This is a genomic window from Streptomyces sp. NPDC005820 (assembly GCF_040630255.1).
Classification (GTDB): Bacteria; Actinomycetota; Actinomycetes; order Streptomycetales; family Streptomycetaceae; genus Streptomyces.
Window position 1 is genome coordinate 1 of the sequence record NZ_JBEXXE010000046.1, and the last position, 26059, is coordinate 26059.

Below are 26059 nucleotides of genomic sequence, written 5' to 3' on the forward strand. Positions count from 1 at the left end.
GCGACCCAGTACTCGGTGACCTTGACGTCCCTCGGCAGGGTCACCGTCTGCGGTGCGGGCGAGCTGCCGACGGTGACGTCCACCTGGAGCTTCGGGTAGGCGGTACGGATCTGTCCGGCGACGGAGTTGACGCGGGCGCGGGAGGCGGGGTCGACACCGAGGGCGGCCCGGGAGGCCGCGTCGGCGCCGGTGACCTGCGGGGACCGGTAGGTCTGAGGGCGCGGCCGAGCGGCTCACGCCGGCGGCCGGAGCGGATGCCGGTGCCGACGAGGGTGCTGCCGAAGTCAACCGCCGTCGCCCGGCCTGAGCGGGCCCACCTGCGGGACCGACGCCTTGCCCGTGTTGGAGACCTTTCCGCCGCCCCAGGCCGCCTTGATCGACGCCGTCTCGTCGGGCGGGGTGACGAGGACGGCCGCGGGGGTCACGGTGGTCGCGCCGGTGGCCGCCGGATTGGTGAACGTCAGCGCCGACCACGCACTGGCGCCGGGCTTCAGCGACACCGTCGGCTCCTCCTGGCCGGTGGCCCGCTCGGGGTCCGGCGTGACCGCCTCGCCGGCGCCGTCGACGAAGGCGATGCCGGGGAAGCCGTAGACCGTACAGGTGCGGGCGGAGTTGTTGGTCAGGACGACGGCGAAGTTCTCCTGACCGGCTCCCGGATCGTTCGGGCCGATGAAGGCACGCAGATCTGAAGTGTGGCAGCGGGTGGACGGCGCGGTCGTCGCGGGAGACGCGGAGGGCCGGGACGGGGGCGCCGGAACCGCCGAGGTACTCGCGTTCGGGGTGGTACCGGCGACCGGGCCGCTGCCGGTGACTCCGCCTCCCCTGTCGCCGCTCGTGCATGCGGTCAGTACGACGGCCAGGGCCCCGGCCGCTGCCAGGGCGGCTCGGTGGCGTCCAGGGTGTCTCATCGGGTTGGGCACGCCCCTCCTGACTCGGTTCCGCGTTGCGGTGCCGATCACGACGCCGCCGCCGTCAGGCTAAGCGGGAGCCCGGGAGAGGGTTTGACCGTCAGCGCACGGTCCAGAGCCTGCCAGTGCAGGGGCCGGTCACCGCCCGGCTGCCTTCGCCCCGACTGTCCCCACCCAGTACGACGCGGACGACCTGAGCCATCAGCAATCGCTCCCCGTGCCCGGGTGGCACATCACTCACTCCGATCACGTACTGCAGTGCGCGTCCCGATCCGTAATCAAGGGAGCCCTGAGGCGCACGGGCAGGTGGTTCTCGGGATGTTCGAGTGCCGGACCGTGGCCATGGAAGAGAAAACAGAAGAGAAAACGGAGGACCGCACAGTGCGTACGTCACCTGACGGATGGCACGGGCGGCCGGGGATCCGAGAGTGGGCGCAGGAGACGGTCGCATCCTTGCGGAGGGCTCGTGAGCCTCATTCCCAGCACACCTCGTCGTCCCCGGCTGCCCGACGACGTCCTGGGCGTACCTGCCGGGTCGGCGTACCTTCCTCTGCTCCGACGCTCTCAGAGGAGCGTCCGCACGAACGTGACGAGGAGTCATGATGTCCGTCGTTCGCTCCACGGTGCCGTTCTCCCCTTCCGAACGGGCGGATTACTGGCACAGCCTGGTCTCCAACACGTTCATACCGCTGGACGTGACCCTTCATGAGCGTGAACCTTCGGCGGGAACGATCAGCAGCGATCGGCTCGGCCCCTTGCAGATCTCCGTGGTCGAGGCCGGACCCCAGACGGTGTCGCGCCACAGACGCCTGATCGCGCTGGGCGGAGAGGACTACATGACCATCACCTTGCAGCAGCGGGGTACGGCGAGGCTCACCCAGGACGGACGCGAGGCTCTGGTCAAGCCCGGGGCCTTCACCTGCTGTGACACGGGACGGCCCTTCAAAAGAGAGCATCCGGACGACTTCCGCTTCACCTGGCTCGGTGTGCCGAAGAAGGAGCTGGGCATGTCGGACACCGATCTGCAGACGCTCACCGGGACTCTGTTCAGCGGCCATTGCGGTACGTCCGGACTCGTTGCCGGATATCTGGCCCGCCTGGCCGACCAGGCTGCCGGATTCGACCCGCACACAGGGCGGCAACTCGCGATGACGGCCGTGGATCTGCTGACCGTACTGTTGCGCGAACGCCAGGGTCGGCTGGACCCTCACGCCTCGGAAACGGCCCGGGGCATGCTGGCACGAATCAAGGCGTACATTCTTCGGCACCTCGCCGAACCCGATCTCTCACCCGCGAGGATCGCGGTCGCGCACCACATATCGGTCCGATATCTCCACAAACTCTTCAGCTCGGAAGGGCTTACGGTAGGCCGTTGGATCCAGCACGAGCGCCTGGAGAGGTGCCGACATGATCTGTCACGGTCTTCGAGGACGGCACCAGCCGTGTCGGCAGTGGCGCAGCGGTGGGGTTTTGTAAGCGCTTCCCACTTCAGCAGGATCTTTCGCACCGCCTACGGCATGTCACCCCGGGAATGGCAGGCGAGCACTCGACCCACGTGAGCACTGGCCTGCGCCGACGTCCGCGGCATCCGGCCGCCACGCACGCCGGACCGGCGAACGTGTCAAGGCCGGAAGTCACAGCAGGGGCTGCCCGGCTCTTCCGGGTGCCACGCGCCGCGCAGCGCGCTTGTTGCCGACCTGATGGCGGCCTGTGCCCTGCAGTCAGAACGGAGGCTGCTGAGCATGACGACGTCATGGATGGCGCCGCGCACGCGGACGGCCGTGACGGGAACGCCTGCGGTGACTCCGGCGCACAATTACCCGGCGTGACGGCTCCATGCCGATGCGGCCCCCGAAGCGTGCCGCAGAAGAGGCAAGCCGGGCGCGGCCGAGGGCGATCGGTGGCCACTGGCCCGGGCGCAGGCGAAACTCCACTACGCGCAGTGGCTGCGCAGACGGCGGCGCCCTTTGGAGGCCCGCGCCCTCCTGGCCACAGCGCTGGAGACGTTCACCCGGCTCGGTGCGTCCGGCCTGACTGAGGAGGCCCGCGCCGAGTTGCGGGCGAGCGGCGTGGCCATCGCCCCAACCCAGGCCGTCCCGCTGGGGGAACTGACCACCCAGCAGCGCCAGATCGTACGGCTGGCGGCACGAGGGCTGCGCAACCGGGAGACAGCGGAGAAGCTGATGCTCTCCCCGCGCACGGTCAACACCCACCACCGCGGGAGATTCAGGGTCACACGTTCGACGGCTTCCGTCTGGGCGCCGAGTTCCGGGTGGCGCCGGTGGAGCCCCGCGGGCTCGTCGGCTTCACGACTGTGGCCTGATCCAGGCCGCGCCGGATGCCGAGAGGCGATGGGTGGCCATGGAGGTCACCGCGAGCAATCCCAGCGCCAGGCCCAGAGTGAGAGCGAGTCCCGTGTGCAGCAGGAGCGCGGCACCGGCGAGGGCGCCGAGGAACATGGCCAGGACGGACAGGAGCCGCCGGCCGGGCCGGGGTGCCGCCCCGCCGGCCGGGACGGAGTCCGCGGCCAGGCCTGTCAGGGTGAGGGTCAGAACGGTCGTGGTCAGGTCGGGGACACCGAGGCGCCGTGCGACAGCGTTCTGCAGTCCCATGCCAAGACCAAGGAACACGATCAAGGTGTACTGAACGGTGGTGGTCATGTTGCCGTGCGTGGCCGCGGCCGTGATGACGGCCGCGGCCACGAGCAGCGTCTGAAGCGCCGTGGTGATGGTCAGCAGCCGCCCGCGGTGCGCCGCGAACCGGATGCCGAACCGGCCTCCCGCCAGCGCGCCGGCGAGGAAAGCGGCCATCGAGACCACGGAGGCGAGCGATGACAGCCCTTCGGCGCCGGCCAGGGCGAACCCGAGGAAGACCACGTTGCCGGTCATGTTGGCGACGAAGACGTGCCCGAGAGACAGATAGCTCACGGCGTCGACCAGGCCGGTCACCACGGTCAGCGTCAGCATGAGCGGGGGCAACGGGCCGTGCCTGTCCCCCTTGGGCGGAGCCAGCGTACGGGCCGCGTCAGTCAGCAGCTTGCGCATGCGGGATCCTCCTTCCGGAAGAGGACGGGCGGTGGAGCACCGCTCGCGTGAGCAGTCCGCTGACCGGGCCGATCACGATGGCGGCGAGGGAGATCCACCGCGGCCAGGGGGTGAGCCCGAGGAGGTGGTCGACCGACCAGCGGCCGGGGCCGGTCAGCGCCGGCACCGCGGAGACGACGACGAGGACCACCGGGTACTCGTAGCCGTCGTTCTGCACCCAGAGCCCGTTGGGCCACTTGACGGTGCTCGCGACCGTCATCACCCCCATGGCGGCCATCGCCGCGGCGGGCGTGAGCAGACCGGCCGCCAGGAACAGGCCGGCGCCGATCTGGCTGCCGCCGGCGGCAAGCGCGGTGAGCCGGCCGCCGCGGAAGCCGTCGTGCCGGAACTCCTCGGTTCCGCCCGCCAAGCCGTTGCCGCCCATTCGGAAACTGACCTTCTGCACTCCGTGCCCGGCGATGAGAAGGCCCGCCATGAGCCGGAGCACCAACAGTCCGGTGTCCATCGTGTTCCTGCCTGTTCCTGACGTTCCGCGTTGACCGTTCGAAGAGGTCAGCCGGCGGCGTGGGCGCCGATGACCGCCTGCGCGTAGACGATGCCGAGGCCGTAGGCGCCGGCGTGCTCCTTCACCAGTTCGGTGACGGGGACGTACGTCTCCTGGCGTGCCCAGTCACGCTGGAGCTCCAGCAGCACCTGCACCCAGGTCACCGGAACCGCGCCGCCCTGGATCATGCGCTGGACGGCGTGCTCGTGCGCCTGCGGGGTGACGCCGCCGGAGGCGTCCGTGACGACGTAGACCTCGTAGCCCTGGGCGAGGGCGGACAGGGTGGGGAGCACGACGCAGACCTCGGTCCACAGCCCGGCGATGACGAGCTTCTTGCGTCCCGTCGCCTTGACGGCCTCGACGAAGGCGACGTCCTCCCAGGCGTTCATCGTGGTGCGGTCGATGATCTTCTGGTCGGGGAAGACGTCTGCCAACTGCGGCATCAGCGGTCCCGAGAAGGACTCGGCCGCCACGGTGCTCAGCACGGCCGGCACGTCGAACAGCTTGGCGGCCTTCGCCAGGCCCACGGTGGAGTTGATGATCGCGGTGCGGTCACTGCTTCCGGTGCCGAAGAACATCTGCGGCTGGTGGTCAACGAACAGCACCGCGCAGTTGTCGGGGGTGAGCAGGTCGGGGCTGGGAGCCGCGGTGACCTGGGCGATGTCGACCATGAGAGAAAGCCCTTCATGAGTGTAGTGATCGCGGACGGGCGTCCGCTGCTGAGCGCGACCGTCCGTGGGACGGCGCAAGGTGGGTGGTGTCCCGGGGAGGGGCGGCTGGTGGCCGGGCCCCCTTCCAGCCCGCGGCCGGGGCCCCTTCCAGGAGGTCAGAGCGAGAAGCAGGGGTCGAAGACCGTGTTCTCGGTTCCCGCGGCCAGGCCGCGGCGGGTGCGCCACTGACGGTGCTGCTCCGACTCGGCGACGGCCTGGCCGAGCAACTCGGCCTGTCGGGCGCCCGACAGGCCGGTGACGGGCGCGGCCCGGTAGCCGCCGAAGTGGGCCACCGGACTCCATTCGGGACTGACCGGCGGCAGTTCTTCGTCGAGGCCCTCGTACTCGGCGGCGGCGTGCACGATCCGGCCGCCGACGACCGTCAGCAAGGACTCGATGTGCGCGATGTCCTGCTCGGGCACGGTGAAATAGTCCTCGGACAGGACCGCCAGGTCGCCGAGGAAGCCCGGGCGCAGGACCCCCTTGACGCCCTCCTCACCGGTCAGCGCGGCACCCGCCTCGGTGAACATCGACAGTGCCGTACGTCGGTCGACCCGGTTGTGCGGCGGACGGAGGACCAGGTCACCGACCGTGCGGCCGGTGATGAGCCAGTGCAGGGCGACCCAGGGGTTGTAGGTGGAGACCCGGGTGGCGTCGGTACCGGCCCCGACGGTCAGGCCGCGCTCCAGCATGGCCCGGATCGGAGGTGCATCCGCGGCGGCACCGGGGCCGTAGCGGCGCAGGAACGCCTCGCCCTGGAAGGACAACCGGTTCTGTACGGACATGGCGCCGCCGAGGGCGGCGATGCGGTCCAGGCTGTCCGCGGACACCGTTTCGGCGTGGTCGAACAGCCATCGTCTCCCGGCCGGGAAGAGCCCTTCCGCCGCAAGCTTCTCGAATACCGCGAGGTCGCGGCGGATGGTCTCGTCATAGGTGGCGTGCAGCCGGAATCCCCAGCCGTTCTCCATGAGGAGACGCACGGCCTTCTCGAATTCCGCCTCGTAGTCGGCGAGGTGCGGGCGCGGCTGGGCGAAGTTCTCGAAATCCGCGGCTGCCCAGGTGAGGTTCTCACCGGCGCCGTTGAGACGCAGCCATTCGTCGCCGTCCTCGGGACGGGCCGTTTCGATCCAGCGGGCGAGGTCGTCGAGTTCCTGGCCGGCCGTCTGCGGGAAGAGGTGGTAGGCGATACGCAGCGACAGCTGGCCTGCCTTGGCCAGTTCGACGACCGTGCTGTAGTTGTCGGGAAAGTTCTGGAACCCGCCGGCCGCGTCGATCGCCGAGGTGAGTCCGAACCTGTTCAGCTCCCGCAGGAAGTGACGGGTGGAGGTCTTCTTGTCCTCGCCCTGAAGGACCGGGGCCTTGGCCAGGGTCGAGTAGAGGATCAGGGCGCTGGGAGCGGCCAGCAACATGCCCGTGGGCTCACCGTCGCGGCCCCGCACGATCTGCCCGCCCTTGGGGTCAGGGGTGTCCCGGGTGTATCCGGCGGCCTTGAGGGCCGCCCGGTTGAGCACCGCCGACTGGTACAGGTGCAGGACGAATACGGGAGTGTCCGGTGCGGCGGCGTTCAGCTCGGCGACGGTCGGCAGCCGCCGTTCGGCGAACTGCTCGGCCGACCAGCCGCCCACCACCCGGACCCACTGCCCCTTGGGCGTACGGGCCGCCTGCTCGCGCAGCATCGCCAGGCCGTGGCGCAGGGTGGGCACGCCGTCCCAGCGCAGTTCCAGGACGTAGTTGAGCCCGCCCCGGATGACGTGCAGGTGGGAGTCGTTGAGGCCGGGGACCATCCGGCGGCCGAGGGCATCGACGACCTTCGTGGCCGGTCCGACATGGGCGGCCACGTCGTTGTCGTCACCGACGACCGTGATGCGCCCCGCGCGGATGGCAATGGCCTCGGCCTGTGGGCGGACCGGGTCTCCCGTGTGGATCTTCGCGTTGCGGACCACGAGGTCCGCCGCGTTGTCGGTGGCGCGGGCAACAAGCCCACCGACCGGCATCGTGGACACCTTTCGACAACCTCCTTCGGTGTGCACAGCGTCGATTTCGAAGCGGAGCCTTTCGGTCACCGAGCCCCCACACTCCACCGAACGGAATCCCGGGTGGGCTCTCCGTGCGATGCACGGGCCCGGTCCCCGGCGGACGGTGGCTGCTTCGCCGTCAGGCTATTTCGAGCTGAACGAGGCGCGTGTCCCTGCAGTGCACCGGAGGCTATCCGACAGTGCACAGCCTCACTTTCCGTGTGGTGAGGGTCGGCGCGGTTCCCTGATGGGGTTTCCGCCACCTGTGCGGCCTCATCTCCTGTGATCCCACCGCACGCCTCGTCACCGGCGCGGCACCGTCACCACGACGACGAGCATCGCCAGCGTCACTCCGGCAAACAGAGCGGGTGCCGGGGACCAGGCGGCCAGCAGGACAGCGACCGCGGCGACCGGAAACGGGATCCGCTCGGCCACGCTCCTTTGGTGTGGCCGCAGGTGCACCCCCCAGACCGCGATCAGAAAAACGGCCGCAGGGAGGGTGACAGCGGCGCCGGCAGCGCTCGGCGAGGTCTCGGTGTGACGCGTGAGGTGGTCGGCGTACGCCGCCAGACCGGCGCCCTCGGCGGTCGCCGCGGCGAAGATCAGATAGTGGCCGTATGCCCAGGGGAACCTTCTGCGGTGGGCCTGGTGGGTCGTGGCGAGCAGAGAGTGCGCGGGACTGGCGAAGTACAGCCACCACATGGCGTACGCCATGAGCAGGCCGCCGGCCGCCAACGCGTACAGCGAACCGGTGCCCTGATGTCGCTCGAAGGCGCTGCGGACGGCGACGGTGGCGGCCGCGACGCACTCGCCGAGCACGATGAGAGTGAACAGTTCGTACCGCTCGGCGATGTGGTGCGGATGCCAGGGCGTCATCCCGGCGGACTGCGCCCACACGGGGACCACCACCTCGGCGACGATCATCACCGCGATGCCCGGCAGGCGCAGCGAGCCCGGCAGGAAGAGCAAGCCGACCCAGCCGAGCTGGCATATCGTCACCCCGGCGGCGAAACGCAGTGTGGTCCTGCGTCGTGCCGGGTCGGACAGCGCGGCGCGCAGCCACAGCGAGGCCAACGCCGTGCGCAGCACGACGTATCCGAGCGTGATGACGCGCAGATCCCCGTCCTCGAACGCGCGGCGGACGCCGGCTGCGAGGACGAGAGAGCCGGTGATCTGGGCCAGCACCGTCAGACGGTAGGGAACGTCGTCCGGATCGTAGGCGGAGGCGAACCACGTGAAGTTCATCCACGCCCACCAGACGGTGAAAAAGAGCAGCGCGAAGCGCACGGCGCCTGTGGCGTAGTCCCCGTTGTTCAGCGCCCCGTGCAGGCTTGCGGACGCCTGTGCCACCGCGATGACGAAGCACAGGTCGAAGAAGAGTTCCAGCGAGGTGGCCGTCCGGTGCGGCTCGCCCGGGTCGCGGCCCTTCATGGTGTGCCGTCGGCGGACGGCCGGGAATGCGTTCGTACCCGCTGCGCGGCTCAGCGGAGGGCTCCCAGAGCCGTCTCGACGGCCCGATGGAAGGTGGGATAGGTGTAGATCATGTGCTGCAGCCGGTCGACGGGCACCTCGGCGTGGACGGCCACGTTCAGGCCGTAGAGCACCTCGCCTCCCGTCGGCCCCGCCGAGGTCGCACCGATCAGAACGCCCCGGTCGGCGTCCTCGACCAGCTTGATGAACCCGTCGTTGCCCGGCCCGTGGATCCAGCCGCGGGAGGAGGAAGCGAGGGTCACCACGCTGGTGCGGACCCGCAGCCCCCGCTCCCGTGCCTGACGTTCCGTCAATCCCACGGCCCCGATCTCCGGATCGGTGAAGGTGACGCGGGGCAGCGCCCGGTAGTCGGCATCGGGACCGGGCTGTCCGAGGATGTCCCGGACGGCGATCTGCGCCTGGTACATCGACACGTGGGTGAACGCGCCCCGGCCGGTGATGTCACCGACCGCCCACAGCCCCTCCCCGGCCCGCAACTGCCCGTCCGTGGGCACAACTCCCGCCGCCGGATCGAGCCCCACGGTGTCGACCGCCAGCGGGGTCAGGTCGGCGTGGCGTCCGCCGGCGACCAGCAGCCGTTCAGCTCTCAGCACCTGCTCATCGCCCCGGAGACGGACGGTGAACTCGGCGCCGTCGTGGCTGACCCGCCGCGCCCGGGCGCGCGTAAGGACGGTGACATCGTCCGCCCGCAGGGCCGCCGCCGCCAAGTCCCCTGCTTCCGGCTCCTCCTGCGACAGCAGCCGGTCCTGTCCCTCGATCACGGTGACCGCGCACCTGAAACGGGCGAAGACCTGGGCGAGTTCGACACCGACGGCGCCCCCGCCGAGAATGATCAACGACGTCGGCAGCTCCTTGGCCGCCATGGCGTCCCGGTTGGTCCAGCACGGCGTTGCCTCCAGACCCGGCACCGGGGGAATCCGGGGCCGCGTACCGGTGGCCAGGACGACACCGCGCCGGGCCTCGAACATACGGTTCCCGACCGCCACACGTCGCGGTCCCACGAGGCGGCCCGTCCCCCTGACGAGCCTCCCGCCCTTGGCCACGAGGCGGTCGGCGGCCACTTGGTCGTTCCAGTCGTCGGTGGCCTCGTCCCGGATACGTCCCGCGACCCTGGTCCAGTCCGGAGTCACGACCGCCTCACCGGCGAGTGCGGGGATCCGGTTTGCCTCGGCGAGCAGGTTCCCGGACCGGATCATCATCTTGCTGGGCACGCAGGCCCAGTACGGACACTCGCCACCGACGAGTTCCGCTTCGATCCCCACCACATCGAGACCGGCCTCGGCCAGGGTACCCGCGACGTACTCACCGCCCGGCCCCAGCCCGACGACCACCACGTCCGCCTGCTCGTTCACGCTCATCTCTCTCCTCGTTCGCCGGCTCCCCGGGGGGCGCCCTGCCGAGGCTAGGTCTGCGGGAACGACGGCTCGTGCCCGCAGGCGCACCGGAATGTGCCCGGGAGCGAACGCCGGGCACGGCCAAGGCCATGGTGCGCCGACGGGCACAACCGCATTCGCTGCCGGGCAAACCGTGCCCTGGCAAAGCACCTAGCGTCACTCGGGTACGTACAGCACGGCACCGTAGGAGGCGGACCATGACCACCAGTTCCCAGCCCGTGAGCGGCAGCCAGCCGTGGTTGCACCAGAAGGGCGAGGTGATCCAGGAGTTCGGGACCGTCAAACAATTCCCGGTCGGCCTGTCCTATGAGGCGCGGATGTACTCCTGCCAGCGCTTGAACAAGGTCCTGGCGGACACGCAGATCCTCTTCGGCCTCTACAAGAAGCACCACTGGCTGATGCGCGGTGCAACCTTCTACCAACTGCACCTGGTCCTGGACAAGCATGCGGGCGAACAGCTTGAGATCGTCGACACCATCGCCGAACGAGTCCAGTCCCTGGGCGGTGTCGCGGTGGGCGATCCCCGGCACGTCGCCGAGATCACGTCGATCCCGCGGCCTCCGGACGGCGTGGAGGAGGTGCCGGTGATGCTGTCACGGCTGCTGGAGGCTCACGAGACCATCCTCATCGAGGCCCACGAGGCCGCCTCACGAGCCGCCGAGCTGGGCGACGACGGCACCAACGACCTGCTGGTGTCCCAGGTGATCAGGACGGGCGAGCTGCAGGCGTGGTTCCTGGCCGAGCATCTGGTCGACACACCGCTGGTCCGCGCCTGAAGAACGGCGGCACCCGCCCGAGATCCCCGCCGTCCGCCTGCCGAGGACACGGGAGGCCGGCGATGACGTACGAGGGAGCCGCGCGGGCGGGTGACGGTAGGCACGATGCAGGGGAAGAGGGCTCCGTTAAGCCCGGCCGAGCTGCGCAAGGTGGACCTGGCCGTGGACGCGCTCAACTGCTGGCAGCAGCAGCGCGGGCCCGGCGCCCCGACCGCAGTCCCGTGAGGGCATGGAGCCGTTGGCGTCGCCCGGGGGCGCTCGCCGGGACGACGTCGAACGGCCAGGACCGGCTCGCCGACGTCGCCCGACCACAGCGGGACGTGCGAGGTGAACGGAATTGTCGCGGCAGCCGAACTGGTTCGCCACGACGTGGGCGTCTGCATCATGCCCAAGTCGAAGATCTTCGCCGACCTTGACGGAGCGGCAGTCAGCGTCCGGGGTGCTGTCACTCGGTGAGCGTTGGACGAGTTCCGAATCGCCCTCGGAGCGGGCCGAGTCGGCGGGCCGGCCCTTCGAAACGGACCTGTGTCCGATGACCCGCATCAACCTTGCCCCGGCCACGAGCCGCCACTTCCGAAGGCGACCGATCCGGTAACACCCGCGAATCACCCTAAAGAGAAGACCAAAATCCTCGTCGTGCTGTCCTGTGATGTTTTGGCTGGTCAGAGCATACGCAACGGGTTGACCCGTGCCACCCCGTGATGCACTGTGCAAAGGCGTCTGTCCTGCTCAGGTGCCCGACGCCGTAGCCGCGAAGGGAGCCCGCGCCAGTTGGAGCTCAGGCCAACACGGCCGACTGGGGCATCTCTCTTCGAGCCGTTCATCGAGGATCTCGGCAGCCCAGGCGCGCAACCGTCGGCGCATGTCCTCCACCTGGCCGCCGTCGACGCCTCGCACTCCCGGTCCGGCCAACAGTCGACCGCCCGCAGCGCCTGGGCGAAGTAACGCGGATCGAACCCGGCGTCGCGCTCCGACGCCAACTGCAGCAGCCGCCCACCCGAGTACCGCCCGGAGGCAAGCGCGGCCTCCACATCGAGGTAATCCCGCGGCGCGGCCCGTCCGAACAGCATGGTCACCTTGTTGGCCACCGCGTCGTCGGGCGAGTCGGCCGCGCCCGGGGCACCAACCGCGCGCGGCGGGAGCCACAGCCTCTGCCACAAGGCCGGGAGAAGCACCGGATTCAGGAATTGCCGCAGCTCCTCCACATGCATGGCCTCGCGGATGACCGTCTCATAGACATCCGCAGGTCAACGTCGTCCGACAGGTCGTAGACCCGCTTCGGCGTCCACTCCAGCACGGTCGGCAAACCGCCACCCCGCCTCCCGGACCGGCCGGCTCCTCCAGCCTCTCCGGAACCGTGTACGGCCGGATCTTCGCAAACCGCACCCGTGACCCCATGCGCACCGTATGTCACATATTGAGTGAATATACCCGGTTACAGATGTCGTCCGGCTCGACGACCGTACTGAGTGACCGTAGGGAGATCCCTGATGCCGGCGCCCGCCGCACTCAGCATGCTCGCTGTCAGGTGAGCACGGGCCCGAAGCGGCGATGCCACTGGCAACGGGGTGCTCCTGCCGAGGCCGGCGAATCCGGCCGGTGGCGCCTTGGGATGGGGGGATTGTGTCCGTACTTGATGAATCAGTGTGGCCCGGGGGATCACCTTTCTCCTCCGCGCCGACGACTGAGGCAGAGTGGCTGCCGCAGGCCGAGGCGTTTGAAGCGTCCACCGTTCCGGCTGCCCAGCTCGCATCGCCCTTCCTCGCCCCCGAGTCCCCGTACGAGGCGGCCGCCGCGCAGGAATGGATGGAGGTGCCGGCGTCCTCCCCGCTCGCCAGTCCATTTATGTCGCCGCTGCCCGGCGCCGGCTCGTCCGGGCCGCGCGATCCCCGAGCCGAGGCGGCGGCGGATCTGCTCTGTGAGCTCTACGAGGACGAGATGGAGCAGGCGCTCGCGGAGCTGCTGGAGCAGTCGGCGGCCGTCCACGCGGAGCACACCGCCACCACCGTCGGCGCCGGCGATCCACGCGCTGCCGATCAGGCCGTGCGCCAGTGGCTCACACCGCTCGCCGAGCATGCGGAGCAGATGCTCGATCAGCTCGCGGCCTCCGCCGGTGCCGCAGACACGGCCTCCCTCACCGAGGCCGAGACTGATCTGCTGTTCGAGAGCACGCCGCCGGTATCGCAGGGACTGGAGCCGGCCTTCGAGGGGTTCCTCGGAGCGTTGGGAAAGCTTGCCCGCAAAGCGGTCACCGGCGCCGTCTCGCTGGCGAAGAAGGGCATCGAGATCGCGGGGAAGATAACCCCGATCGGGATCATCCTGGGCGCCCTGAAAAAGCTTGTCCGTCCGCTGCTCGAACGTGTCCTCAAGTACGCCATGGGCCGCATCCCGGTCCCATTGCGGCCGATCGCAGCCACCCTCGCACGAAAGCTCATGGGCGAATCCTCCGCCGCCACCGAAGGATGGAGCGGGGAGACCGGTGGAACGGCTCTGCCCGTGGCCGCGGAGTCGGCCGAAGCGTACGGCCCTGCTCCTGCTGCCCGGATGACGCAGGACATGGGCGCTGCCACCGCCTCCCTCCTGCTGGCCCGGGACGAGAGCGAGCAGGCAGACCGGATCAGCGAAGCCGCCGCGCATCTGGCCACCCCGCCGACCGAGCAGGCACCGGAGAGCGTCGACACGGCCGTGCTGGACGCCGCCCGAGCCCGGTTCACCGCACGCCTGGCCGAGCTGCCGTCCGGCGGCGACCCGCGCCCGGCCACCGAGGAGTTCCTGCCCGCGTTGGTGGCGGTACTGCCCCTGGTGAAGACAGGCATCTCCATCATCGGCCGGGACAAGGTGGTCGGCTTTGTGGGCGGTCTGCTGGCCAAGCTGATCAGCGGACTGGTCGGGCCCGAGGCCGCTGCACAGCTCTCCCCCGCCATCGCGGACGCCGGCCTGCGGCTGCTCAGCCTCGAGACCCAGGGCGAGGATCCCCGTGAGACCGCGGCTGAGGCTCTTGCCGCCACCGTGGAGGACACCGTGCGCAGCGTCGGCCGACTGACCGTCGGCGAGCTGGAGGACCCCGTCCGGCTGGAAGCGGCCACCGTCCAGGCCTTCCATGAGGCGGTGGCCGCAGGCATCCCCGCCGCCCGCCTGCGCCCAGATCTCCCCGAGCTGGAGGCACCAGGTCGCCCCGAGGTGTGGATCCGCCTTCCCCGGGTGCACCCGCACCGCTTCCGCTACCGGAAGTACTCCCAGCCAGTGGAGGCCGTGGTGCATCTGCGGCAGGCCCAGCAGCTGCGCAACCGTCACGGGATCAGCCTTGCAACCCTCCTGCGGGACCGCCACCGGGTCCAGTCGTACCCGGTGCGCGTCCGTATCCACCTGTACGAGGCACTGCCGGGCACGTGGCTCCGACAGATCGCGCTGCTGGAGCGGCTGCGCACACAGGGATCTCTGCGCCTGGCCGCGCTGCTGCCGCTGACTCCCGAAGCCGCAGGCCTGCTCACCGGCCACCCGGGCCTGGGGCGGCCGGCGGCAAGAGCGGTCAAAGGGAGGCCGCTGCCCGCCGGCGCCCGTTTTTTCGGCGTCGAACTGGTCGGTGCAGGTTCTTCGCCCGCCGACGGGATCGCGGCTCCGGCCGTCCGCCCCCTCGACTCCTTCTCCCTGCGATCGCCTTCGGGCCCAGGCCTGCCCCGGGTCGGCTTGCCCGCCGCTCACGGACCGCTTCCGACGGTTCCTCCAGCGGCCCTCGGAGGGCGCCCTCCCGGACGGACCACGCAGGTGAACGTCCGGGTGGACCTGCGCGCGGGGAGCCAGACGTTTGCCCTGGGCCTCTATCTGAGCGAGTCACGGGCCCAGGAGGTCCTTCGAAGGTCGGGAAATCCGCCTGCTCCTGCCGCCTTCATCGGACAGCTCGCCGAAGCACTCGCGGAGGGTGCGGTGACCGCCGTGCTGCACAATCCCCGTGCACATGTGCGGATCCAGCGCGAGGCGGGCGTCCCAGCCGCCCAGCTGACACCGTTCGCCCAGCTGTCCCCGCCCGCCGCCGGGGAGGAGTTCGTCTCCGCACTCGCCCCGATGGTCAAGGAGGGGCTGCTGCGCGGCCTGCGGGCGGGAGTGGAGGGTGTGCTCGCCCAGTACTTCCGCGGCCGCAGCGAGGAGTTCACCCGTGCGCTGCAGGATCCTGCGGACGGGGTGACAGTACTGGTCACCCTCCCTGCCACCCCGCTCGCCGAGCTCGTCGCCAAGGTGCTGGACGGACGTCTGCCGACCCTGGCAGACGTGGCGTCCACTGCCACCGGATTCGCCTCCGTACCGACCGCCGGCGTCAAGGTCGTCGCCGGGTTCCGGCTCCCGTGACGCCCGCCCGGACCGTGGCCGCTACGAGCGGTGTGCCCATGGCCTGTCCCACTGCCATGGGGGCGGCGTACGCGAGCATCGAGGACGACCTGCGCACGCAGATCACCCGGCAGATCGCCCACTGGGACTCGATGGTCGAGGCCCTGGCGGAACCGGAGAACTTCGCCTCCGTCCCCGCCTGGCAGTCCCTGGAGCACCGGCTGGGCATCGCCCTCCGCATGGAACTCCAGCATGCGGTCGACCGCCTGCGCCCGCACGTCGCCCAGCTGACGCATGCGCTGGCTGCGGCCCGGACCGCCGATGAGCTGCACCGGGTCCGCCGGGGGACGCTTGCCCTCCGGCGCAGCATCCAGCAGTGCGAGACGATGATCGATTTCTACGGCGACGCGGTGAACAGCCGTACCGGCCCCCGGCTCGGAGCCCTGCTGCGGGCGTGCGACCTGCTCGCCGTCCACAGCATGTACGCCGTGCTGCCTGCGCTGGGCAGCCCGGTTCCACCGGTGCTGACGTACCTCGACAAGGGGATGGGTGCCTCCATTCTGCGGGCCGGTGTTCGGCTGTGGAGTCCCGGATCGATCAGCCCTGTCGCAGCGGTGAAGATCACCCGCCACAATCTGCTCCGACCCACCGCCCTGATTCATGAGACCGGTCATCAGGTCGCCTTCTCCCTCGGTTGGAACGCCCAGCTCGGCCGGGCCCTGCACGCCGCCGCCCGTCCGGCAGGGGAGCGGACGGCCGACCTGTGGGCCGAGTGGGCCCAGGAGGTGGCCGCGGACACCTACGCCTTTGCGCATACGGGCTACGCCGCTGTCGCCGGTCTTCACGACGTCATCGCAGGGGAGCCGGAAGGGGTGTACGCCACGCCCGTCGGTGATCCGCACCCAGCCGCCTATCTACGGGTCCTGCTGGGCACGGCGATGTGCCGTGAGTGGTACGGGGTGGGCCCTTGGGACGGGGCGGAGAGCGCCTGGCGGTCCTCCTATCCCGTGGCGCAGGCACCGCCCGCATGGCGATCGGTCCTGGACGCATCGGAGCGCGTCCTGTCGGCACTCGCCAGGGTCTGCCTCAGGCAGCCGGCCGATGCCTTTGGGGGACGGCCGCTCACCGCCCTGGTCGACCCGGCTCTCGTGGCCCCCGAGGCCCTGCGGGCCATGGCCGCGCAGGCCGGGCCCCATCTGTACTCCTCCGCCTACTGGGCGGACACCGCACCGATGCGCCTGCTGGCATGGAGCGGTCTGAGGCTCGCGACCGAGCCGCACCACACACGGGAACTCCGTGCGGAGTTCGCACGATGGATGGCCATGCTCGGGAACTCGACCGGCAGGGGAGGCTGGTAAGGGATGGCAGGGAAACGATCTCCGGGCGCGACACACAAGGCGCCCGGCCCCGGCAAACCTGAGGGCTGCCGAGGTCTCTCGGAGGCTGCGGCTCAGGTGTCAGAAGCCGTCGGTGAGGCGTCCGCCGGGTTGGACAGGCTCCGGGGCGGCCTCAACGAGTCAGCCGCGAGGCTCGCCGATGCCATCGAAGCCGCCGCCGCACCCGCGCTGACGACAGGTCAGGCAATGGCGCTGAAGGACTACATCGCTGTCAGAGCAGGCATCGGTGCGGGCCGTTCCGGCTCCCCTGCGAGCATGCCGCCGGTCCCGTCGGGGGGCCGCCTGCCCGACTCGCGCCGTCTTCTCGCATGGGCCCTGCGGGGGGACCGGCAGATCAGGCTGATCATCCGGAATCCGCGCCCGGGTGACGATTCGGCAGGGGCTGCTTGGCAGGCGGCTTATGTCCAGCACCACTCGCCCTCTCCGGTGAAGTCGGTCACCGTCGACGGGGAGCCGTATGAGTGGAGCGTCGTCGCCACTGTCGCAACCGCCCCCTACAACGTCGAGCTGTCCTGCCGACGAGTGTCCCGGGACCCAGGCAAAACGGTCGATCCGATGCCGTCCCCAGAGGCCGAGCACCTGATCGAGATCGTTGTGGAGGAGGGTGCGCCGATGGAGATGACCACCTTGAAGGCTGCCTTCGTCGTCCGCTGACCCTTGGAGACAGGCCTCTAGACCGGAGAGAAGCCACTGTGTTCCGCCAACTCGCAGCCCTGCACGCCGATGCGGACTCCGCGCTCCCCCATGGGGCCGCCGACCACGTCCTCGAGCTTCACCCCGCCGACCTCATCGACTATCTGGAACGCGCCTGGGAGGTTATGGCCCCGAACCAGGCCGGTTCCCCCCGCACCGGGTGGCGGCCGCGTCGGCCCGATCGGCACCGGCTCGACGATGAGCTGGCCGGACTGGGCATGGACCACCTGGTCTATGCCTACATGATGGAAAGCACGCTGATCCTGGAGATCTTCCGGCGCGTTCTCGGTGCCTTCCTGCACACCGACCGCTTCAACGCCCCGACACCGGCCACGGTCCGCTGGCTCGAAGCCACCGAGGCGTTGTTCTTCCGTACCCAGTCGCCGTACGCCCCGCACGACGCGACCGGATCCCTGCGACCCGACGCGGACGCGGTCCGACGCAACGCCTACCACCGACTCCTCGGGCTGGATCTCCGCCACGCCAGGGACGGCAGGCCCGGCGCCCACCCCTACGTGCGCTCGCCCTCGGCCAACCTCGGCTTTGTGCAGCACTTCCAGGAACTGCTGGGCAAGGTCTGGGACGGCATCGAGAACGCCCGCAACACCTCCGGGCCGAACGCCACCGACAACTTCGGAATCCAGGACCTCGTGAGCCAGATCTCGGATGCGCTGCGGGAACGCCGTGGCGCGGGTTCCGCTCTCGGGGTCACCCCTTTCCTGCTGCCCGCCGGCCCGGTCCTGGCGCGCGAGGAGTTCGGTGCGGTCACCCTGCTCTCCTGGTTCCATCTCACGATCAGTGCCGACACACCCGTCGTAAAGGACCTGCGGGCGACCGCCAGCACCACCTCGGAGCGGCTGAGGAAGATCGGGCTGAGCGTGGGTCTGCTCCCGCACCAGCACAGCCGCTCCTTCGTCGAGCTTGCCGATCTGCTGTCCTTCCTCCTCCGGGCCCTCGAGTCCGGGAACTTCCCGGGTCCCGGCAATGCGGGCGCGTTCTACCTTGCGGCGCCGACCGGCATCGGAACGGGCAGCGGAAATCCGCTGCGGGACGACATGGAGGCGATCATCCACCACTGGTCCATCGTCACGGGTACGGACATACGGGCGCGCAGTGTACGGATGACCCCGGCCGTGGGATCGGCGAGCGACCGGCGTTCGCCCTGGGGTTCCGCAGGGCAGGCCGGCTCGGGGCTCCGTCCTGCTGTGCAGCCGGTCCGATGACTCCCGCCTGCGCTCCAAGGCTCAGCGCACCACCCCCGCCCGCGCCAGTGTCCGTGCCAGGTCGGACCGCGACCGGATGCCCAGTTTGCGGTACACCCGGGTGAGATGAGCCTCCACCGTCTTGCGCGACATGAACAGGGCGCTCGCCGCCTCCACATTGCTCAGCCCCTCGGCGATGGCCCGTGCCACTTGCAGCTCCTGGGCCGTCAGCAGCTCGGTCAACGGCGCCACCGTGCCCTGCGGGACCGTGCGGTGCCCGGCCGCCGCGAGCTCGGCCTCGGCCCTCGCGGCCCAGGGGCGGGCACCCAGTGCGGTGAAGGCCGCGTGCGCGGCGAGCAGCGGGGTCCGTGCCGCCGCCGGGCGGCGGAGCCGTCGCAATACCTCGCCGTGCACCAACCGGGTCCGTGCCTGCTCGAAGACCATCTCCCGGCGGGTGTGGGCCCGGTCGGCCGCGGCCAGCCACTCCGCCGCCTCGTCGGGCCCGGTTGCCAGGAGCGCGCGGCAGCGTGCTGCGGCTGCCTCCGGCCAGGCCAGTCCGGTCGCCCCGGCGCGCTCCTCCAGCCAGGCGACCAGTTCGGCTGCCCGGTCGCGTCTCCCGCTGCGAACATGCACCTCTGTCAGGTCTGCGACAAACGTCAGCATATTGGGGTTGGCCATGCCGGAATCCTGGGCGAGTGCGAAGGCGCGCTCGAAATGGAGTACGCAGTCGTCCAGATCGCCCGCGGTGAACGCGGCCGATCCGAGCGCCCCCAGCGCGAAGACCTCCAGGCCGTGCGTGCCTGGTCCGCCGCCGTGCCCGCGGTATGCCGCGATGTGCTCCTCGCAGGCCGAGCGGTCGCCGCGCTGTCCGTCGAGGCGGGCCAGCAGGACCAGCGCATAGCCGCTCATGGCCGCCTGCCCGAGCTCCCGGGCCCAGCGCACGGCCTCGGCGCCGTCCGCGCGGGCGGCGGTCCAGTGCCGCCAGCTGTCGACCTCGCACCTGCCCGCGAGGGCGTAGGGGAGCATCCCGGGCGAGCCACCACGCCGTATCCGGTCCACGACCTCGCTCAGCAGGGATCTGGCGGCGGTGTCCTCATCCACCCATGACAGGCCTTCACCGATCTGCACCGTCACCTGCTGCAGCTCGGGCGTCGTGGCCATGGGAAGTGCCGCGCGCTCCCGCAACAGCAGCTCCCGGCCTTCCTGGACCTGGCCGGCCAATGCCTGTGCGGCCCCGAGCAGCACAGTTGCCAGCTGCTGCCGCCGCTGAACCGCACCGTGCCCGTCAGCGGGCGCGGCGTCGGCGAGCCCGGAAAACTCCCGGGCGAGTTCCAGCGCCAGGGGCACATGGCCGGACATCGCTGCGGGCAGCGTGGCCGCGCCATACAGGACACCGGCCCGGGCCGGGTCCGCGGGCCGTACCGCCTCGGCAGCCGACACCAGCAGGCGATGGGCCTGCGCGGGGTCCCCCAGCCAGGCGCAGGCCTGTCCGCGGAGCAGTTCGATGTCCGCTGTCAGACGGGGATCCCGGCTCCACCGCAGCGCCTGCACGCACCAGCGCACGGCGTCCCGGACGGCGCCGCTGTGGAAGCCGTCCGAGGCAGCGTGGAGCAGGCGTACGGCCCGGTCGTACGGCGCCGGTGACAGCTCGGCCGCCCGGTACCAGGTCTCGGCCGCTGTACCCAGGGCCCCGAGCCGCCGGGCCTGCTCGGCCTCGGCCGCCAGGGTTTCGGCCACCTCCTCGTCGGGTCCGGTCGCCGCAGCCGCGAGGTACCAGGCGCGCAGGTCCGCGGGCGATGACTCGGCCAGTACCCGGTACACCTGCAGCCTCTGGCCCAAGGGGCACCCACGCAGGACCAACGGCCGTAGCACCGGATGCCGCAGCCGGTAGCCGCCCTCCGGCTCCACAAGCACCAGGCCCGCTTCCTCGGCCGGCCCCAGAGCCGCCATCGGCAGGCCCACCGCGGCGAACGCCCGCTCCAGCACAGGAATGTCCCCGGAGCGGCTGGCCGCCACGTACACCAGCGCCTCCCGGGTCTCCCGAGGGAGGGCCTGCAGCGGCCGCTGCCAGGCACGCTCCACCAGTGGTCCCGGAGCCTCCCACACCGTCCCCCACGGATCCGACCCGCTTCCCCGGCTGTCCCGCAGCATCGCCGCATACTCCACAAGCACCAGAGGGCTTCCCTGGCTGAGTTCCACGATCCGTGCCGCTGCGGGCTCTGCCGGGTCCAGACCGAGACCGCGCAGCAGTTCCTCGCATGCATCACGGTCCAACCCGGACAGGGTCAGCTGCGGCACCCCCTCCCAGGCGGTCCCGCCACCCGGGCCGGACCGCGCTGCCATGACCAGGACGACCCGCTCGGACTCCAGACGGCGCGCCACGAACTGCAGCACCTGCCGGGACGACGGATCGGCCCAGTGCAGATCGTCCACGAGTACGACCAGCGGATCCTCCTCCCCGGCAGCGGCCAGCACCCCTAGCGCGCCCGCGCACACCGCGTACAGGTCCGGGCCTGTGGCGTCGGAGAGGGCGAAGCAGGCCTCCAGCGCCCGTCGCTGGGATGCCGGCAGTTCCGCGAAGTGCTTACGCAGCGGCAGCAGGACCTCGGCGAGCACCGCATAGGGCAGGACCGCCTCCGATTCCACACCTCGGGCCCGCAGCACCTGCGCACGGCCGCGCTGCGCGGCGTACTCCAGCAGCATGCTCTTGCCGATCCCGGGATCGCCGCACAGCAGCAGCGCGGCGCCGCGGTCGGGAAGCGCCGCCAGCAGGCCGTCCAGCACCTCGAACTCCCGCCGCCGACCGACCGGACGCGCCCGGGTGGCGGCGTTCTCCCCGCTCCGGCCCCGGTGCACCCTCCTGTGCCGCGCTGATGGCGCACTGCCCGCTCCTCGGCTCTGCACCGCAGCCCCCTCCATGCCGCCCCCTACCACCGTGGCCGGGGCGCCGGCACCCCCTCATGATGTGCGATCCGTGGTCTTCGGCACAGGGCAAGACCGGTTTTTCCCTACGAAGTTGACGATTCGTCACAGTTCTACAGCCAAGGGAGTTCCCCGATGCGGACAGAATCCCTGCGGTGGTGTCCTGGTGCGCTCCACTCCGCCGTCGATCCCGTCGATGAGGACCCCGATGACCCTCGATCAGGCATTGGTGCGCACTCGGGCACGCATCCTGAGCTTCCAGCACAGTGACGACTCCGGAGCCCTGTTCACACCGGAGGCGGAACAGGACAGGCAGTTGCTGTGGGCAGAACTGCACACCCCTGACGCACTGGGTCCCGACGTCCTCCGCCTCGCTTTGGCTTTGGGCTGGTACCACTGGTGCCGCTACCTGGTCCTGCCCTCCGGCCAGGACCAGGAGGACCTGGATCGGGCCGCGGCCCTGCTGCGTCCGCTGCGCACCGACGCCCCCGACCGGCTTCCCATCGGATTGCTCATATATCTGGACACGGTGAGATACGAACAGGTCCGCAGCCTCCTCGACCTTGCCATGGCCACCGGTGCACAGGGCGACCTGGAGGCCGCAGTGCGGGACCTGCGGGCGCTGCTGGCCGACCTCGGCCAGGGCCATCCCATGCGCCTGAATCTGGCGGAGGTCCTCAGCCATGCCCTTGACCGCTTGCACCCCGATACCACCGATCCCGCGATTCTCGACGAGATCGCCGCTCTGGACGGTGAGATCCTCAGGACCACGCCTGCGGACCATGTTTTGCGCCCGCAGCGCCTGTTCAACCTGAGCATGAGCCTGCGCCGCCAATACGAGCACTGCCAGGACGGCCCGCACTCCCTTCCCGAGACGCTCACTGTCGCCATCGTCCTGGCGGAAGAGACCATCGCAAGCCTGCCCGCCCCCGGTGTCCCCGCCGCCGAGGCTTTCTTCCACCTCCATATGCTGCACCGGCTCCGCTACCTGGCATCCGGAGGGACAGCGGACCTCGATGCCGCGATCACCCTGGCCGAGCGCGCGGCGGCCGCCGCTGCCCCGGACGACCCGGAGACGGCGACGTACCGATTCGGCCTGGCTGCGATGCTGCTGAGCCGCTGGAACCTCCAGCGCCGGCCTGCCGACCTGTGCCAAGCCCTGCCTTCCGCGCGAGCCGCGGTGACGGCCACCCCGCACGACCACGCCAAGGCGGAACCCCGTGTCAAGCTGCTCTGCGGAATCCTCCGGGAGAGATACCTCCTTGCCGGGGACGAGGCCGCTTTCCACGAGGCCGTGGAGATCCTGCGGGACTGGGCCGATCGGACGCCGCCAGGCTCCTCGCGCCGCTTGGAGTGGCTGACCGAACGCTCCGACCTGCTGACCGCCAAAGCCGCCACCACGACCCACCCCGAGTCCGCCGACCTCGCGGAGCTCGTCCGCATCGCCCGTCAGGTGCTCGTCGAGGCGGGGGACGGCCACCCCGGCCACCCCACCCATCTCGCCATGCTGGCCGCAGCCCTGCACAACCTCGGGCAGCATGGCGGCAACGGGGCCGATCAAGACAGCCTGGTGTCAGCCGTGGCCATGGCCCGCCGCGCTGTGGCTGCCACCACTGGCGGCGCCGGCCATGAGCCGATGTCCGCGCAGTTGTCCATGGCCTGCGCTCAACTGCTCAGCGTCGCCCAGCGGAGCGACGGCGACCCGGATCTTCTGGATCCCTGGGTCGAGGCGGCGGCCGGTGCCGTGGCAGCCACTCCGGAGGGAGATCCGGAACGCCCGGCGCGCCTCCATGAACTCACTTCGGCCCTCCATGCCCGTTATGAATCCACCCGAGCCACTGACGACCTCGACCGCGCTGTGGAGGCAGGTCTGGAGTCCGCCCTGACCACCCCTTCGAAAGGCTTCATCAAGGCCAGGCGGTTGATGATCGCCGCCGATCAGTACGGCACCCGGTACAACCTGGCCCATGACCGAATCGATCTCGACCAGCGCATAACGCTGCTCCGGACCGCCGCAGCGGCGGTTTCCGGCCATCACGAATCGGTGCCCGGACTGCACTCCGATCGAGCCCTGTCAGCGGACTGGCTCGCCCGGGCGCTGCTGCTCAGATACCAGGACTTCCACCTTCCCGAGGATCTCGACGAAGGGATCGAGATCCTCGAGAGCGCAGTGGCAGCCCTGCCTCCGGCAGCCCTGCGGGATCTGCGTCTGCTGATCAGCCTCGCATGGGCTCATCTGCAGCGCCACGAGCTGACCGGCCGGGTGACCGACCTCGACGCCGGGGTGCGCGCCGCCCAGGACGCGGTCGCCCTGACTGCAGGGCCCGATCAGGCCGGGCCCCTCACCGAGCTGTCCAACATGCTCCTTCGGCTGGGCTCCCGCCTGGGCTCCACACCGCTGATCGACCATGGACTGGAGGCAGCCCGAATCGCGGTGGATGCCGTATCCACCGACGACCCCGAATATGCCCGGTACCTCGGCAATCTGGCCAACCTGCTGCGTGCGCGGGCCACACGCCCAGGAGCGGGCTCCGAACTGGACGAGTCGGTGGCGGTCAGCCGACGCGCCCTGGCCGCCACGCCGTCCGGACACCCGCATCAGGTGCGGCGCCTCGTCAATCTCGCCGGCCACCTGCGGGAGCGGTTCCGGCTCACTGGTCGTCAGGAGGACGCAGCCGAAGCACTGGAGCTGCTGCGCGCGGCGGCCGAGCTGCTGCCTGGACCGAGCCGCGAGCGAGGCCTCGTGCTCGCCGCGCTCGGCATTCTGCTGGCCACTGAAGGGATCTCGAACGCGGGCGTGCCGGACAGCGAGGCAGAGGCTGTGCTGCGCGACGCGCTGGATCTGCTGCCCGCGCAGCACCCGGCCCATACCGAGTCCCGGATCTCCCTCGGGGTGCTGCAGTGCAACCGAGCCACCGGGGAACCGCAGCGCCCGCAGTTCGACCGAGGTATGCAGTGCCTGGCCGCGGTCGCTCGGGATGCCGCCGCACACCCGGACGCCCGCCTGCGTGCGGCGATGCTGCATGGCCACTTCGCCACGACCGTCGGCCACTGGAGGGGGGCGGCGGACAGTTACGTCCAGGCCGTCTCGCTGCTGCCACTCACAGTGCCGAGAGCGCTGGAACGCCTCGATCAGGAACACGAACTCGCCGGACGTGGAGCCGGACTGGCCGGAACCGCCGCCGCCCTTCTGATCAACACGGGGGATTGGCAGGGCGCTCTCGAGGTCCTGGAACAGGGCCGTGGTGTGCTGCTGGGCCAGGCACTGGAACTGCGGAGCGACATCGGCGACCTGCATGCGCAGCGACCGGATCTCGCCGCCAGGTTCGAACATCTGCGTCACGCCCTGGAGGACGCCGGGACATCGGATGAGCAACCAGCCCCCGCCCCAGCGCGACAGCAGATGTCTGCAGTGGCCGCTGCCGTGGACTCCCAGGACCACGCCAGGCAGCTGTCCGACCGCTGGGACGGGCTCCTCGGTGAGATCCGCGCCCTCCCCGGATTTGAACGCTTTCTGCTTCCGGCACGCTTCGCCGCGCTGTCCCAGGTGTCGGCGCACGGGGCCGTGATTGTGCTCAACACAAGCGACCTCCGGTCGGATGCACTGCTGCTGTCCGAGGGAGCGGCCATCGGCGTGCGGCTGCCCGGGCTGGAACTCCGCGAGCTCGAGGCGCGTACAGCGGCCTTCCGGGAGGCACTTGCCATCCTGGACAGGCCGGCACTCCCGTTCCGGGCGCGGCGCGACGCCGAGCGTTCGCTGTCCGCTGTTCTGGGCTGGTTGTGGGACACCGTGGTCGAGCCTGTCCTGGACCCATGGTCGGAAGTCTTCGAGCGAGCGCCGGGCGACCCCCTGCCCCGTGTGTGGTGGTGCCCAGTGGGTCCGCTGGCGCAGCTCCCCCTCCACGCAGCCGGACATCACCAGGAGACGGGGTCGACACGGCCGAGGACCGCCCTCGACCGCGCGGTCTCCTCCTACACTCCCACGCTGCGCTCCCTGCTGCACCTGAGGTCGCGTGACCGCAGTGTCCGACCTCCCGCCGGCCCGCTCATGGTGGCAATGCCGCAGACACCAGGGGCCGCACCGTTGCCTGTCATTCCCCACGAGATCGCCTCACTGCGCAAGCACCTGCCCGACACCACTGTCCTCACCGGAGAAGAGGCAACCCGCGCGCGGGTACTGGCGCAGCTGCCCGCCCACTCCTGGGTGCACTTCGCCTGCCACGGCGAGAGCGACCCCGAACACCCCTCAGCCGGGCAGCTTCTCGTCCACGACCACCAGCAACACCCACTCACCGTCCAGGACCTCACACGCCTTCGGCTCGACGAGGGCGAACTCGCCTTCCTCTCCGCCTGCCGCACGGCCGAGCCGAGCGGTGTACTGCCGGACGAGTCGATCCACATCACCTCAGCCCTGCAGCTGGCCGGCTATCGCCATGTCATCGGCTCTCTGTGGAGCCTCACGGACGGCGTCGCGGCACGCGTGACCGATCAGGTGTACGCGGACCTCACCGCCGGCGGTACCCCCGATGCCCGGCATGCCGCACGCGCCCTGCACACCACGGTGCGCCGCCTGCGCGATGAAAGTCCTTGGACACCCTCGCGCTGGGCCGGCTACATCCATGCCGGGATCTGACAACCGA

The 26059-nt window shown here is 70.4% G+C and carries 15 protein-coding genes and 1 pseudogene; 8 read left to right on the plus strand and 8 right to left on the minus strand.

The annotated features are described in order from the left end of the window. Nucleotides 1-284: 284 nt before the first annotated feature. A complete protein-coding gene (locus ABZ464_RS40645) occupies nucleotides 285-908 on the minus strand; it encodes a DUF4232 domain-containing protein (RefSeq protein ID WP_359286653.1) in 624 nt (207 codons plus the stop codon). Nucleotides 909-1507: 599 nt separating this feature from the next. Between ABZ464_RS40645 and ABZ464_RS40650 the strand changes: the two genes are divergently transcribed. Then, complete coding sequence (locus tag ABZ464_RS40650) at nucleotides 1508-2467, plus strand: helix-turn-helix domain-containing protein (RefSeq protein WP_359286655.1); 960 nt, start codon at nucleotides 1508-1510, stop codon at nucleotides 2465-2467. 510 nt (nucleotides 2468-2977) lie between these two features. Next, nucleotides 2978-3115, plus strand: a pseudogene (locus ABZ464_RS40655) (LuxR C-terminal-related transcriptional regulator); the annotation flags it as partial. Between the two features lie 99 nt (nucleotides 3116-3214). Here the strand turns inward: ABZ464_RS40655 and ABZ464_RS40660 are convergent. The 6 genes from ABZ464_RS40660 to ABZ464_RS40685 form a co-directional block, all read right to left on the minus strand. Further along, nucleotides 3215-3952 carry a YoaK family protein gene (locus tag ABZ464_RS40660; RefSeq protein WP_359286658.1) on the minus strand — a complete coding sequence of 246 codons (738 nt, stop codon included), beginning with the start codon at nucleotides 3950-3952 and terminating at the stop codon, nucleotides 3215-3217. Next, the gene (locus tag ABZ464_RS40665; RefSeq protein WP_359286661.1) at nucleotides 3933-4457 is read right to left on the minus strand and encodes a DoxX family protein; all 525 of its coding nucleotides are present in this window, start codon (nucleotides 4455-4457) and stop codon (nucleotides 3933-3935) included. Before ABZ464_RS40665 ends, ABZ464_RS40660 begins: the two co-directional genes overlap by 20 nt. Nucleotides 4458-4504: 47 nt before the next feature. Next, nucleotides 4505-5167: a hydrolase gene (locus tag ABZ464_RS40670; protein ID WP_359286664.1), complete on the minus strand. Its 663-nt coding sequence runs from the start codon at nucleotides 5165-5167 to the stop codon at nucleotides 4505-4507. A gap of 155 nt (nucleotides 5168-5322) precedes the next feature. Then, nucleotides 5323-7200: an amidohydrolase gene (locus ABZ464_RS40675; RefSeq protein WP_359286793.1), complete on the minus strand. Its 1878-nt coding sequence runs from the start codon at nucleotides 7198-7200 to the stop codon at nucleotides 5323-5325. Between the two features lie 324 nt (nucleotides 7201-7524). Further along, nucleotides 7525-8652 (minus strand): low temperature requirement protein A, encoded by a 1128-nt coding sequence (locus tag ABZ464_RS40680; RefSeq protein ID WP_359286667.1) that lies wholly within the window; start codon nucleotides 8650-8652, stop codon nucleotides 7525-7527. 50 nt (nucleotides 8653-8702) lie between these two features. Beyond that, on the minus strand, nucleotides 8703-10070 hold the full coding sequence (locus ABZ464_RS40685) for an NAD(P)/FAD-dependent oxidoreductase (RefSeq protein ID WP_359286669.1): 1368 nt from the start codon (nucleotides 10068-10070) through the stop codon (nucleotides 8703-8705). A gap of 233 nt (nucleotides 10071-10303) precedes the next feature. On the opposite strand from ABZ464_RS40685, the gene ABZ464_RS40690 reads away from it, so the two are divergent. The 5 genes from ABZ464_RS40690 (at nucleotide 10304) to ABZ464_RS40710 (ending at nucleotide 18518) form a co-directional block, all read left to right on the plus strand. Continuing rightward, a complete protein-coding gene (locus ABZ464_RS40690; RefSeq protein ID WP_359286672.1) occupies nucleotides 10304-10882 on the plus strand; it encodes a DNA starvation/stationary phase protection protein in 579 nt (192 codons plus the stop codon). A gap of 1806 nt (nucleotides 10883-12688) precedes the next feature. Beyond that, on the plus strand, nucleotides 12689-15226 hold the full coding sequence (locus ABZ464_RS40695; protein ID WP_359286674.1) for a hypothetical protein: 2538 nt from the start codon (nucleotides 12689-12691) through the stop codon (nucleotides 15224-15226). Between the two features lie 38 nt (nucleotides 15227-15264). Further along, on the plus strand, nucleotides 15265-16563 hold the full coding sequence (locus ABZ464_RS40700) for a hypothetical protein (RefSeq protein ID WP_359286677.1): 1299 nt from the start codon (nucleotides 15265-15267) through the stop codon (nucleotides 16561-16563). Between the two features lie 96 nt (nucleotides 16564-16659). Then, nucleotides 16660-17256, plus strand: coding sequence for a hypothetical protein (locus ABZ464_RS40705; RefSeq protein ID WP_359286680.1), 597 nt, complete (start codon nucleotides 16660-16662; stop codon nucleotides 17254-17256). 38 nt (nucleotides 17257-17294) lie between these two features. After that, complete coding sequence (locus ABZ464_RS40710; RefSeq protein WP_359286683.1) at nucleotides 17295-18518, plus strand: hypothetical protein; 1224 nt, start codon at nucleotides 17295-17297, stop codon at nucleotides 18516-18518. Nucleotides 18519-18539: 21 nt separating this feature from the next. Here the strand turns inward: ABZ464_RS40710 and ABZ464_RS40715 are convergent, their stop codons facing one another. Continuing rightward, nucleotides 18540-21353 (minus strand): AAA family ATPase, encoded by a 2814-nt coding sequence (locus ABZ464_RS40715; protein ID WP_359286686.1) that lies wholly within the window; start codon nucleotides 21351-21353, stop codon nucleotides 18540-18542. A 274-nt stretch (nucleotides 21354-21627) separates the two neighbouring features. Here ABZ464_RS40715 and ABZ464_RS40720 point away from each other — a divergent pair, with 274 nt between their 5' ends. Beyond that, nucleotides 21628-26052, plus strand: a complete 4425-nt coding sequence (locus ABZ464_RS40720; RefSeq protein WP_359286689.1) for a CHAT domain-containing protein — start codon at nucleotides 21628-21630, stop codon at nucleotides 26050-26052. Nucleotides 26053-26059: the final 7 nt, after the last annotated feature.